13 protein-coding genes are annotated in these 12,479 nt (G+C 67.8%); 7 read left to right on the top strand and 6 right to left on the bottom strand.

Annotation, left to right across the window (positions count from 1 at the left end; genetic code table 11):
• Positions 1-205: 205 nt before the first annotated feature.
• Positions 206-478 carry a hypothetical protein gene (locus ACESMN_RS04095; protein WP_373052313.1) on the bottom strand — a complete coding sequence of 91 codons (273 nt, stop codon included), beginning with the start codon at positions 476-478 and terminating at the stop codon, positions 206-208.
• A gap of 274 nt (positions 479-752) precedes the next feature.
• The gene (locus ACESMN_RS04090; RefSeq protein WP_373052312.1) at positions 753-3,350 is read right to left on the bottom strand and encodes a S8 family serine peptidase; all 2,598 of its coding nucleotides are present in this window, start codon (positions 3,348-3,350) and stop codon (positions 753-755) included.
• Positions 3,351-3,624: 274 nt separating this feature from the next.
• Here ACESMN_RS04090 and ACESMN_RS04085 point away from each other — a divergent pair, with 274 nt between their 5' ends.
• Complete coding sequence (locus tag ACESMN_RS04085) at positions 3,625-4,281, top strand: rhomboid family intramembrane serine protease (protein WP_373052311.1); 657 nt, start codon at positions 3,625-3,627, stop codon at positions 4,279-4,281.
• 92 nt (positions 4,282-4,373) lie between these two features.
• Here ACESMN_RS04085 and ACESMN_RS04080 read toward each other — a convergent pair whose 3' ends face one another.
• The 3 genes from ACESMN_RS04080 to ACESMN_RS04070 form a co-directional block, all read right to left on the bottom strand.
• The gene (locus tag ACESMN_RS04080) at positions 4,374-5,228 is read right to left on the bottom strand and encodes a c-type cytochrome (protein WP_373052341.1); all 855 of its coding nucleotides are present in this window, start codon (positions 5,226-5,228) and stop codon (positions 4,374-4,376) included.
• 77 nt (positions 5,229-5,305) lie between these two features.
• Entirely contained in the window at positions 5,306-5,770 is a 465-nt protein-coding gene (locus ACESMN_RS04075; protein ID WP_373052340.1) for a c-type cytochrome, read from the bottom strand.
• 229 nt (positions 5,771-5,999) lie between these two features.
• Positions 6,000-6,521: an LPXTG cell wall surface anchor family - like protein gene (locus ACESMN_RS04070; protein ID WP_373052310.1), complete on the bottom strand. Its 522-nt coding sequence runs from the start codon at positions 6,519-6,521 to the stop codon at positions 6,000-6,002.
• A gap of 222 nt (positions 6,522-6,743) precedes the next feature.
• Here ACESMN_RS04070 and ACESMN_RS04065 point away from each other — a divergent pair, with 222 nt between their 5' ends.
• The 4 genes from ACESMN_RS04065 (at position 6,744) to rpmG (ending at position 9,865) form a co-directional block, all read left to right on the top strand.
• Entirely contained in the window at positions 6,744-7,187 is a 444-nt protein-coding gene (locus ACESMN_RS04065; RefSeq protein ID WP_373052339.1) for a small multi-drug export protein, read from the top strand.
• A gap of 234 nt (positions 7,188-7,421) precedes the next feature.
• On the top strand, positions 7,422-9,263 hold the full coding sequence (locus ACESMN_RS04060; protein WP_373052309.1) for a phosphoenolpyruvate carboxykinase (GTP): 1,842 nt from the start codon (positions 7,422-7,424) through the stop codon (positions 9,261-9,263).
• Between the two features lie 185 nt (positions 9,264-9,448).
• Entirely contained in the window at positions 9,449-9,685 is a 237-nt protein-coding gene (rpmB, locus tag ACESMN_RS04055) for a 50S ribosomal protein L28 (protein WP_373052308.1), read from the top strand.
• A gap of 12 nt (positions 9,686-9,697) precedes the next feature.
• Positions 9,698-9,865, top strand: a complete 168-nt coding sequence (gene rpmG / locus ACESMN_RS04050) for a 50S ribosomal protein L33 (protein WP_373052307.1) — start codon at positions 9,698-9,700, stop codon at positions 9,863-9,865.
• Positions 9,866-10,062: 197 nt separating this feature from the next.
• Here rpmG and ACESMN_RS04045 read toward each other — a convergent pair whose 3' ends face one another.
• Positions 10,063-10,269 (bottom strand): DUF6967 family protein, encoded by a 207-nt coding sequence (locus ACESMN_RS04045; RefSeq protein WP_373052306.1) that lies wholly within the window; start codon positions 10,267-10,269, stop codon positions 10,063-10,065.
• 368 nt (positions 10,270-10,637) lie between these two features.
• On the opposite strand from ACESMN_RS04045, the gene ACESMN_RS04040 reads away from it, so the two are divergent.
• Both ACESMN_RS04040 and mutM read left to right on the top strand, forming a co-directional pair.
• Positions 10,638-11,597, top strand: coding sequence for a pteridine-dependent deoxygenase like protein (locus ACESMN_RS04040; RefSeq protein WP_373052305.1), 960 nt, complete (start codon positions 10,638-10,640; stop codon positions 11,595-11,597).
• Positions 11,581-12,396: a bifunctional DNA-formamidopyrimidine glycosylase/DNA-(apurinic or apyrimidinic site) lyase gene (gene mutM / locus ACESMN_RS04035; RefSeq protein ID WP_373052304.1), complete on the top strand. Its 816-nt coding sequence runs from the start codon at positions 11,581-11,583 to the stop codon at positions 12,394-12,396. Before ACESMN_RS04040 ends, mutM begins: the two co-directional genes overlap by 17 nt.
• Positions 12,397-12,479: the final 83 nt, after the last annotated feature.

Below are 12,479 nucleotides of genomic sequence, written 5' to 3'. Positions count from 1 at the left end.
ACCAAGCCGGAAAGATAGCAGACCGCGGGGCGAGAACCCGAAGGGTGGCCGGAAGCGTTCTGTGGCCGCCGACGGGCTCAGGGAGCCGCGGCTACCGGGATCACGCCATCATGCGCCGCCGGGCGAGCGCGGGCTCGGCGGGGAGACGGGGGAATGCTGGGTGCCGTGCCGATCGTCGGCCGGCGATGCGGAGTGTTGCCTGGCGTCAGTTGCCGGCAGCCCGGGGCTGACGGCGCTGGGGGCGCGCCGCACCCTTGCGACCCCTCGGACCGCGGCCCCCGGGGCGGCCTTCTCCGGTCGGGGCGGAGCCACCGTTGGGACGATTGCGCTTTTCGGGTTCGCCGAGCTGATTCACCGAGGCCAGCGAGATCTCCAGCTCGATGAGTTCGTCCCACTCCTCTTCACTGCGCTTGCTGTCCGGGATCGCCAGCAGTTCCTGCAGACGGCGCCGCGGCGAGACTGCTTGAGGGTCGTTCATCAGGGGCTTTTCTCCTTCCTGTTGAGAATATGCGCGACATCGATCATCCGGGCATCTGCCAGGTGACCGTTCGGACTCAATGCCGCGTCGCTGTATTGAGGAGGCGGAGCACGGTTCAGGGGGACCGGAAGACTCTCGTGAGAGCCCTCTCCTCGACGACCATCCACGAGTGACGGCCTACGCTCCGGACGTTAGTGTAGCCTGACAACGGGACAAAGCCCATAATCCCCCCTACCGGGGGCGTCAGTGCGGTACGTCAGGCCGCTTGCACGGCCTACGGCGTGATCCCTTCATCCGCGGAGACAGTCGGGGACGACAGTCCTTGCGGCCGGGCAAAACCCTGCGGCCCCGCGTCAGGGAGTGCCAACGCGAAACCCAGGATGGCATCTCCCGCCCGCGCCCGGAAACCCACGGAGAAATCGAGCCCGTCACGATCCCGATCGATCCGGACGCGCTCGAACAGGGACAGCGTCGGGAAGGAGCCGCAGGCCTCGCCCGCGCCACAGATGAGATCATCGCCGTTCATGTCGGTGCCGGCGGCGATACGGTACTCACCGGCAGCCACGTCATCGAAGCGATAGCTGTAGATACCGTCCTCCGGATCCAGCCCCTGCGCCGCAATGACCTCTCCATCGGCATCCAGAAGCAGCACATAGATGCGTCCGACCGTGTCCACGGCGAGTTCCGGTGGCGCCACTCGCAGACGTACGGGGATCACCAGCTCTTCCAGCGATTCGGTCTGCACCCTGATACTCCCCTCGTAGCTGCCGTCCGGAAGCCCGTCGCGCGCGGCCATCACGGTGTAGGATCCCAGTCCGTCTTCACCGACCGAATTCGGGTTGACCAGCAGCCACTCGACCTCGCCCGCCGTATCCGCGGTCACATCGGTCACCTGGAGCGAACCGCTGCCGGCATTGCGCAACGAGAATTCCAGCAGGTCTTCAGTCAGCCCGAAATCGAGGCGACCCGGATCCGCCGCGAGGATCGGACCAGGATCGGATCCTTCATCGGTGACGGCCAGCAATGCCCTGAGTGCGTTGATCTGTCCCCAGCCGGTCTCCGCATCCCAGCCCTCCGGGCCGAGATCGTCGGTCAGAAGCCCGGAGACGAGGAGCTGCTCAAAGCGCTCCGGGCGCAACTCGGGATCCACCGCCCGCGCCAGCGTCGCGACTCCCGAGGCAACCGCCGTGGCCATCGAGGTCCCCTGGTAAAAGGCGTAGGCCGACTCCCGGGAGCCGCTGGTGTCGTCGACCAGCGTGCTGAGCAGGCCGTCCGGGTAACCATCCCCGGTCCGATCCTCCCGCATGTCGCCACCCGGGGCCACGAGCGCCAGTTCATTACCGAAGCTGCTGTAGGAGGCTCGCTCGTTCACCGCATTGGTGGAACCGACTGCGAACACCGCCTCGTAGGCCGCCGGGAAGGTGACGGAACCACCGCTGTTGCCCGATGCCGCAAAGACGAAGATCCCGTCGTCACGGATGCCCTGGTACAGATCCGCCTGCGCCTGCGAGAAGGAACCGCCACCCAGGCTCAGGTTGATCACATCGGCAGCACGCTCGGGAACCGTATTCGAGTCGTTCGGAAGCCCCGCTGCATAGCGGATGCCCTGAAGGGTGTCGTAGAGGGTGCCGCCACCCTCGCCAAGGGCCCGGATCGGCAGGATGCGTGCGCCCCAGGACACCCCGGCGACGCCCGTCGCATTGTCGGAAGCCGCCGCGGCGATGCCCGCGACATGCGTGCCGTGCCAGGAACTCGCGCCGAGCGTTGGCGAGTCTCCGGGATCGTCGCCGCCCGGCTCCATCTCGATGAAGTCGTAGCCCGGAAGCAGCTGGCCACGGAGGTCCTCGTGATCCAGGAATACCCCGGTGTCGATCACCGCCACGACGACCTCCGGATCCGGCGGCTCGCCGGTGGCGATGTCCCATGCGAGCGGCAGATCGATGTTGCGATGAAACCATTGCAGATCCTGAAACGGGTCATCGGGCAGACGCGCCGGCTGCACGACATGATTGAGTGCAACGGTCTCGACATCCGGCATGCCGTCGAGGGCCATCCTGGCCCGGAGGGTCTCGTAGCGCGCCTGATGCATTGGATCATTCCAGCGGAGCCGGTGTCGTGGTACCCGAGACCACCCCGAGAGGGCCTCGATGACGGCCCCTGCCCGACCCTCCGGAATGCGCCACAGCTGCTCCCGCGCCGGATGCCCGGCGACGATCTGAAGCCCCATGCCGCGTGCGGCCCCCGCCGTGCTGATTCCGCGCTCGAGCGGACTACGCACGATCAGGTCGCCGGGAACGAAGTCGTCGGAGACCCGGGGCGCACGCCGGGACTCCAGTGCGAGGGAATGGGTGGGGTCCAGGCGCAGGGCGTAATTGGACATCCCCGAATAGGCGCGGACGGCCACGAAGTAGGTTCCGGGAGAATCCGGCGCCAGACTCAGCGGGGCGGAGGTTCCTGCCGTCGCGTCCAAGGCATCCCCATCTTCGTCGAGCAGGTAGAGGCCGAGATTTGCCTCGGACGAGTCCGGGAAATCCAGCACGATCCTGTCTCCCAACCGCAGGTCCACCCGAAATACGTCGCGTTCATCTCCGTCGGGGCCGAAACGGGTATCGGTTCCGGGCGCCGCAACGAAACCGCCGATCAAGGCCGGCGCGACGACCGGCTGCGCCTCTTCCCGGGAATTGTTGGGGGTCAGGGGTGTCGATGGATCGTTTGTATCGGTGTCGACCCTGTTCAGCGCGTCCGGCACGATCACGCCCGACACCTGGTAGAGATCACCGGCATCTTCACCATTGCCGCCACCACCGCAGGCGGCCACCAGCAGAGCGAAGATGAGGAGCGTGCTCGCCCTTGCGACGATCCCTGCGCTCATTGGCCACACCCCACGGCTCCACCGGATCATCTTCTGCAGCGCCACGCCATCCCCTGCTCCAACCCTCAGCCTGATCTTGACCACCGGATTCCCGGGAGATTCGCCACAGACCGGGAAGCCTCGGCTCCTGATCGGCCGATTCACGAGATTCTTGACCTTAGGACGTCGCGCTTGCCCGAGGTTCCTCGAACCACTTATGTTGCCTGGAATGAGCGACCCCTCGCCTCCGATCACCCCAGCATCAAACCGAACCCCGGGCCGGCTGATCCCCGCCTTGCTGTGGCCCCTCGCCGCAGTGAGCGGCCTCTGGCTGATCGCGGCGGTACAGGCGGTGACCGGTATCAGCTACGTGTGGCTCGGCGTGTTCCCGCGCACGCTCATCGGCTTGCCGGGGGTGGTGACCGCGCCGCTCATCCACGAGTCCTGGACCCACCTGCTGTCCAACACCGCGCCCCTGCTGGGGCTCGGGATCATCGCGATGTACGGGTTTCCGCGCGCCACCCGCCACGCCGTGCCCCTGATCTGGCTGCTGAGCGGTATCGGCGTCTGGCTGTTCGGGCGCGAGAGCTTTCACATCGGGATCAGCGGCCTGACCCACGGGCTGATGTTCTTCGTGGTGCTGATGGGCATCCTGCGCCGGGACGCACTCTCCGTCGCCCTGGTGCTGACCGTGTTCCTGCTGTTCGGGGGAATGGCCTCCGGCATCATCCCGTCGGAACCCGCGATCTCGTTCGAATACCACCTGTTCGGCGCCATCGCCGGCGTGCTGGCCGCGGCGTTCCTGCGGCGGATGGACCCATTGCCCGCCAGGATCCGGCGTTCGGCGGACGATGCCGACGAAGCCGATTCCGACTGGGCGGACGAACCGGCACCGCCAGAGCCGGAGCCCGATCAGGCGGATGACACCCGCGGGACCCGGCGCGAGGACTGAGCGGCCGGGACGCGCAGGATGGACGTCAGCGGACACCGCATCGACGGAACCGGCTGAGTACCCGACCCGGGGTCGGGTACCGCGTGGGCCCGTCACTCCGCCGGCGGCAACTCGTGCCGGATCGGTTCCAGCGAGCGCAAATAAACGACCAGCGCCCTGCGGTCGGAATCGCTCAGGAAGCTCGTGCCTTCGCCGATCACATCGCCCATTGCGCCGCCGGCAAAATCCCCGTCCGGATCCATGCCGAGGTCCAGATAGCGCATCAGGTGGCGTCCGCTCCAGGTCCCGATCCCGGTCTCCCGGTCCGGCGTGATATTCGGTGCAGTGTCTCCGCCCGCCATGCGCGCGCCCGCATAGCGCAGGCCGGGTTTGATGCCGCCGGTCAGGCTGCGCGGCGAGTGGCACTCCGCGCAGTGGGCCAGCGCCGTGGATAGGTAGGCACCGCGGTTCCACTCGGCGGAGGCATCGGCATCCGGCTCGAAGGCCGCGGGGCGGAAGTGCAGGAACTTCCAGACCGCGAGTCCGGGACGGAAACGGGCGAACCAGTCCAGCTCGTGGGAACGGTTCTCGCGCTGCACGGGCTCCACCGTCTGCAGGTAGGCCCACAGTGCTGCGACGTCGCGGGGGCGCATCCGCGTGTAGGCGGTGTAGGGGAAGGCCGGGTAGTAGTGGCGTCCGGCGGGACTGCGGCCGTGCCGCAACGCCCGCTCGAAATCGCGTGCCGACCAGCCCCCGATCCCGGTCTCGGGATCCGGGGTGATGTTGGGACCGTAGAAGGTGCCCACCGGGCTCTCGATCGCCCGACCGCCGGCGAGGAACGGAGCGTCGTCGGCCTTGTCGGTGTGGCAGGAAACGCACCCGCCGGCACGAAGCAGGTATTCACCTTCCCGGAGCTGCTCGGAGGCCCCGTCATCCGCAAGCGACGGCACCGCGCCGAGCAGCCCGATATACAGCGCCAGGAGCGTGGCCGTGACAGGCCGCCGCCCCCGGCCCCCTGACCGGCAGTGGATCACGATCCGTGCCTTCAGTCGCTGCGCCGGAAGTCCTCGTGGCAGGCTCGGCAGGACTCGCCGACATTCCGGAAGCGGGGCACGATCGCGGCGTCGTCACCCTGTTCCACGGCCTCGTGCAGGGCCACGGCGGCCTCGTGGTTTTCGCGCGAGAGCTCCGCGAACCGTTCCGGATCCTCCCAGACCGACATCAGCGCGTCGGTCTCGCCGAAATCCGAGCCCTCGGGGAACAGTGCCGGGATGTCCCGCGTGGCTTCGACGATGTAGCGCGTATGCACCAGCAGGTTGTCACGGAAGTCGGCGCCGTCCACCACGATCGCGGCGGTCGCGGACATGTTGCCTCCCAGCGCCCCCATCAGCCCCTGCCGGTAGTCGATGGTGACCTCCGCGCCGTCGTCGAAGGAATGCACCGGCCCCGAGGCCCCCAGGGCAAGGGCGATCGCGCTGCCGACAAGGATGTTCCGGGCGTTGACGAGCATTCGCTGCATGATTCGATCCTCCGGTGGTGTGGTCCGGGTCCTTTTTTGTCTTCGCCGGGGTGCCCGGGTCTGCGGAACGTTAGCCCCGGTCACCGGTCCCGTCAACCGAGCCGCTGCGGGGGCGAACGTCGGCCGGAAGGCAGCGGAAAGGCCGCCCGCCAGCTTGCGCCAGTTCGCCTGGCAGCACCGCCCGGCCCGGAAGCCGGGCCAGCCCACAAGGTCCCCAAAATCACCGAAACGGCGACATCGGCATCAGGCTCTCGGGACGCGTGAACTTGTTGATGTCCACCGACATGCGGTGCATCGTGCCTGTCATTGCCGCCATCGACTGATTCATCTGCGACATCGATTCGTTCATCGTCCCGATGTTGCCCGCCATCCCGCGGATATTGAACGCCAGGTCGTTCATGTTCTCGCTCATGCTGCGCACGTCGGCTCCCATCGCCTCCATCCCGACGCGCACGCGCTCGAAGTCCGAGGACATCCCCGCCTGACCCTCGACCATGCTCTCCGCCATCACCTCCATGCGGGCCGCCATGAAGGTCATGTCCTCGGCCATCGTGGACACGTCGCGACCCATCTGGGTGACCGCCCCCGTCATCGTGCTCATGTCCCGGCCCATGTTGAACATGAACAGCCCCATCCCGATGAAGGCCAGACCGGCCCCAACCAGCAGGATCCCCACTCCGGTGATTCTTGCAGCGGCGGTCATCCTCGGTCCGGGCGCGGACCCGCTCTTCTGGTCGGACATCGTGCTCTCCTCGGGAATCCTCGTGAACCAGAGAAACGCGGCGTTGGTTGCAGTACCTGAGTCTAGTCCAGTTCAGGACGGAGAACGCCCTGGCATGCCTCGCGCCCCTCTGCCCGGACACCGCTGGGAATGGTACCCGGGTGAATTCGCGGCGCGGCTGCGGATCAGCCAAACTTTGGCGCTCCCTCGCGTCCCGTCCCGGGGATGGCCCCTCGCCCGATGATGGATCTGCTCTGGCAATACACGCTGGTGTTTCTGGCCGCGGCCACGCCGTGGCTCGAGATCATGATCGTGATCCCGGTGGCGATCGGTGTCGGACTCTCGCCGGTGCCGGTCACCATCGTCAGCTTCATCGGGAACGCGCTCCCGGTGTTCTGGATCATCGCGCTGTTCCGACGCCGGGAGCAGCGCCGGGGACCGGTCCGGCGGCGCTGGGGACCACGGGCTCAAAGGGTCTGGGACCGCTACGGCCTGCCCGGCATCGCCCTTGCCGGACCGGTGCTCACCGGCATTCACCTGGCTGCGGTGATGGCTCTGGTGCTGCGTGCGGATCGCCGGCTGACCGCGCTGTGGATGACCCTCAGCCTCGCCCTCTGGTCCCTGGTGACCGTGCTGGTCACGGTTGCCGGGTTCGAGGGCCTGCGTTGGCTCTTCGGGGATCACTGAGCTACCCTGCCGAAAGCGTCGATCCGCCTGATGGCCCGCATGTTGCAGAGCCGTTCGACAGGAAGGAGGCCGGCAATCCCCCGCGGCCGCACACTGCAGCACGCTGGTGCATCCGCCGCACCGCCCCTGTGCCGCATGCACCATAAAAGACCACATATCCGGGCGCCGGCCGTCCGCACGGCGCACATCCCGTCAATCACCACACTCCCGAAGCTCCCCGGAAAGAGGTTAACCATGAATCGACCCGAAGTGCAGAATGCCGAACTGCGTGCCTGGGTGGACGAGATCGCCACGCTGTGTGAACCGGACACGGTCTACTGGTGCGACGGTTCCCAGGAGGAATACGACCGGCTGACCGCCGAGCTCGTCGAGGCCGGCACCTTCCGGCCGCTGGACCCGGCGAAGTGGCCGGGCTGCTTCGCGGCCCGCAGCGACCCCAGCGATGTCGCGCGGGTGGAGGACCGCACCTACGTCTGCAGCGTGAACAAGAAGGATGCCGGTCCCACCAACAACTGGGTGGACCCGCGCGAGATGAAGCAGACCCTCCAGGGTCTGTTCGCCGGCTGCATGCGTGGCCGCACCCTGTACGTGATCCCGTTCAGCATGGGGCCGCTGGGTTCGCCGATCGCCCAGATCGGCGTGGAGCTCACGGACTCTCCCTACGTGGTGGTGAACATGCGCATCATGACGCGCATGGGCACGAAGGTGCTCGACGTGCTGGGCGACGGCTCGTTCGTGAAATGCCTGCACAGCGTCGGGGCACCGCTGGAAGAGGGGCAGGAGGACGTGCCCTGGCCCTGCAATCCCGACGTCAAGTACATCGTCCACTACCCCGAGGAGAAGAGCATCGCCTCCTACGGCAGCGGGTACGGCGGCAACGCGCTGCTCGGCAAGAAGTGTTTCGCGCTGCGCATCGCCTCGACCATGGCCCACAATGAGGGCTGGCTCGCCGAGCACATGCTGATTCTCGGTGCGGAGTCACCGGAGGGACAGCGCACCTACATCGCCGCGGCCTTCCCGAGCGCCTGCGGCAAGACCAACCTCGCGATGCTGGTGCCGCCGGAGCCCTTCCGCAGGGACGGCTGGAAGATCACCACCGTCGGCGACGACATCGCCTGGATCAAGCCGGGGCCGGACGGCCGCCTGCACGCGATCAACCCGGAGTCGGGCTTCTTCGGCGTCGCCCCCGGGACCAACGAGAGCACCAACCCCGCGGCGATGGCCACGATCCGCAGCAACACGATCTTCACGAACGTGGCCCAGACCGAGGACGGCGATATCTGGTGGGAAGGCCTCAGCGAGACGCCGCCCGGCGGGCTGACCGACTGGCGCGGCGAGCCCTGGGATCCGAACAGCGGCAAGCCGGCCGCTCACCCGAATGCGCGGTTCACCGCGCCCGCCTCGCAGTGTCCGTCGATCGACCCGGCCTGGGAGGATCCGGCGGGGGTGCCGATCCATGCCTTCATCTTCGGCGGCCGCCGCAGCACCACGGTGCCGCTGGTGGTACAGGCCTTCAACTGGAACTTCGGCGTGTACATGGCCGCGACAATGGGCTCCGAGACCACCGCCGCCGCCTTCGGCGAGCAGGGCAAGGTGCGCCGCGACCCCTTCGCGATGCTGCCCTTCTGCGGCTACCACATGGCGGACTACTTCAACCACTGGCTCCAGATCGGCCGCGAGCTGGCGCACCCGCCGAAGATCTTCGGCGTGAACTGGTTCCGCCGGGATGCCGAGGGCCGCTTTCTGTGGCCGGGATTCGGCGAGAACATGCGGGTGCTGAAGTGGGTGATCGACCGCGTGCACGGACACCGCCCGGCCATCGAGAGCGCACTGGGTCGCATGCCCCACTACGAGGACCTGGACTGGCGCGGCCTCGAGGACTTCAGTCGGGAGGAGTTCAACCACCTGATGTCCATCGACCGCGAGGTCTGGAAGAAGGAGGTGCACTCGCAGGACGAACTCTTCTCGGAGCTCTACGACAAGCTGCCGAAGGAGTTCATCTTCATGCGCGAACTGCTGCTCTCCAGCCTCTGGCGCTCCCCAAAGCACTGGGGCCTCGCGCCGGAACGGATGTGACCGAAACCCCAACCTGCCCGGGGGACCTGACGAACCTGCCCGGGGGACAGATTTATGAATCTGTCCCCCTTTCCCCTTTCCCGCCCCAGCCCGTTCCCCCGCCATCGCGGTCCTTGCGCAGCGCCCGGGCTTCTGGTAACTTTCAGCGCCTTTCATCCAGGCCGAATCCCTACTGGAGTCTTCCGATGGCACGAGTCTGCCAGGTGACGGGCAAGCGCCCGGCTACGGGAAACAACGTTTCCCATGCGAACAACAAGACGCGCCGGCGTTTCCTGCCGAACCTGCACAGCCACCGCTTCTGGGTGGAAAGCGAGCAGCGCTTCGTGCGCCTGCGGCTCAGCAGCAAGGGGATGCGGGTGATCGACAAGCGAGGCATCGACGCCGTGCTGGCCGACCTGCGTGCCCGCGGCGAACGGGTCTGACGGAGAACCGACATGGCGAAAGGCGTACGCGACAAGATCAGGCTGGTATCCAGTGCCGGTACCGGGCACTTCTACACCACGTCTAAGAACAAGCGGAACATGCCCGAGAAGATGCAGATCAAGAAGTACGATCCCGTGATCCGCAAGCATGTGATGTACAAGGAAGCGAAGATCAAGTAGGTCCTGCCGACCGGTGGCAGAACCCGCAAGGCCCGGCTTCGACCGGGCCTTCGAGTTTCTGGCGTGCGGACCTCTGCCGAAGGTGTCAGCGGATACCACGCCCTACCCCGGTTGCGGGGGGGAGGGCCGGGCAGCGGCGCTGCGTCGTTCCGGCAACGCCAGAGGACGGATTCATCCATCCGTCCCCGCCCGTGGGTTCAACCGGTCGCTTCTCCCTGTTCCGCAGCCGTCCGCGCCCAGCGGACCATGGTGTCGCCCCATCGATGCGCGGTCGCAGGGTCCAGGTCGAGCTTGGTGTACCTCCCGCCGTCGCGGACCAGCACCCGCAACAGCGGCACACCGGAATCATGAATGATCTGGCGCAGTTCAATGACCTCGCCGAAGGGTGCCTCGATAGAGTCCATGCCTCGCCCTCTTCCCGTTCCAGCCTCACGTCCGGGGGATCGCTTGCCCGGACCCCGGCTATCGTCGCACACCCGGGGGCCCGGCTCACAGATCCCGGGTCCACCCCGTCGGCCCGAGCATCCCCGCCGGCTCCAGCGGACGGATCCCCCGGATGGCTCAGGCAGCCTGCGGTCGGTGGTCCGAGCCGACCCCCACCGATCGCGACACGGCACCCGCGGGCCGGCGCAGCCTCCCTCATAAGCGTGCCCGGTACTTCGCGCGCAGTGTCAGAGGGCCTATGCTTGCGGTCCAGCGGTGTCCACCAATGCATGCATCCGGTAGACACCGCCCCACCCATCACGCCGCACGGGCCCGCTGACGATCGATGATGGCGCTGCCGCTGAGAACCCGACTGCTCCCGCAGGGTGGTCCGCCCGAGGCCGTTCCCGGCGCGTGTCTGCGCGTCCGCGCGGATCACCCGCCGGGCGTGGAGCTGTCCGAAGACCACGGCCTGGTGATATCGCCAGGCCTGCAGTCGGTCGCCGGGCACGGCGTGGTCGAAGAATGGAGCTGCGACCGGCCCGGCCAGTCCGCTCGCGAGGGCGCCATCCACCTGGTCGAGCACGCGGACCTGCTGTTCGCGGTCTGGCATCGCCCGGATGACCGGCTGGCGGATCACACCCGGCAGGCCTACGTCGATCTCTTCCGTGCGATCCGGGCAAGGGGATTCCGGTATCCGATCCGGATCTGGAACTACTTCAGCCGCATTCACGGCGACGAGTGCGGGCTCGAGCGTTACCAGTCCTTCTGCATCGGCCGGGCCCGGGCCCTCGACGAGATGGACGTGCCCGAGGACGGCATGCCCGCGGCCACCGCGATCGGCACGCGGGCGCCCGGGCTGTTCGTCTACCTGATCGCCGCGCGCGAACCCGGAATCGCGGTGGAGAACCCACGGCAGGTCAGCTCCTACCGCTACCCGGAGCATTACAGCCCGGAGAGCCCGACCTTCGCCCGCGCCACCCGGATCGAGACCGGCATCGGGCCGCAACTGCTGCTCTCCGGCACCGCCAGCATCACCGGCCACGAGAGCCGCCACATCGGGGATTGCGCGGCCCAGACCCGCGAGATCCTCGCCAACCTGGATGCACTCCACGCCGCCGCCGGCGAGGACCTGCCGCCACCGGCCTGGCTTCGGGTCTACCTCAGACATCCCGAGGACCAGCCGCTGGTGGCCGGGATACTCTCCGATCATTATCCGCAGCCGCCCGCGCTGCACTGGGTGCACGGCGACGTCTGCCGCAGGGAGCTGCTGCTGGAGATCGAGGGCGTGCATGCCCGAACTGCCTGAGGTCGAGACCACGCGGCGCGGACTCGAGCCCTGCATCGCGGGGCGGCGCATCCGCGCGCTGGAGGTGCGCGATCCACGGCTGCGCTGGCCGGTGCCGGCCGGCCTCCCCGCGCTGGTCGGGGGACGGCGCATCCGCGGCCTGACGCGGCGCGCGAAATACCTGCTGCTGGAGACCGATGGCCCCGCGCTGCTGTTGCACCTCGGGATGTCGGGCAGCCTGCGCCGCTGCGCGCCGGGCACGCCACTGCGGCCACATGACCACCTGATCTTCCATCTCGACGACGGCTTCGAGGTCCGACTGCATGACCCGCGCCGGTTCGGCTGCTGCCTGCCGGTTCCCGAACCGCCGGCTGTCCACCCGCTGCTGGCGGCGCTGGGCCCCGAACCCCTGGGCGACGACTTCCACGGCGCTGGGCTGTTCGGGCTGAGCCGCGGCCGGCGCGCGCCGGTGAAGGCCTTCATCATGGACCAGCAGGTGGTGGTCGGCGTCGGGAACATCTACGCGAGCGAGGCACTGTTTCTCGCAGGCATCCGTCCGGGCCGGGCCGCCGGCCGGGTGAACCGCCGCGAATACAGCGACCTGGCCAGCCGGATCCGCAGCGTGCTCACCGAGGCCATCACCCAGGGCGGCACCACGCTGCGCGACTTCGTGCGCGAGGACGGCACCCACGGCTACTTCCGCCAGCAGCTTCGCGTCTACGGCCGCGCAGGCCAGCCCTGCCTGGATTGCGCCACCCCCATCCGCAACCGCCGCATCGGCAACCGCGCCAGCGCCTACTGCCCCCGCTGCCAGCGCTGAGCATCAACAGATCAGCCGCCCCCGCAGGAGCGGCTTCCAGCCGCGATGCCCAGCGCCAATCGCGGCCAGGAGGCCGCTCCCAC

This window comes from Thioalkalivibrio sp. (assembly GCF_041690275.1).
Lineage (GTDB): Bacteria > Pseudomonadota > Gammaproteobacteria > Ectothiorhodospirales > Ectothiorhodospiraceae > Thioalkalivibrio.
The sequence above is the reverse complement of the archived record's forward strand: the minus strand, read 5'-3'. Positions and strand labels throughout refer to the sequence as shown.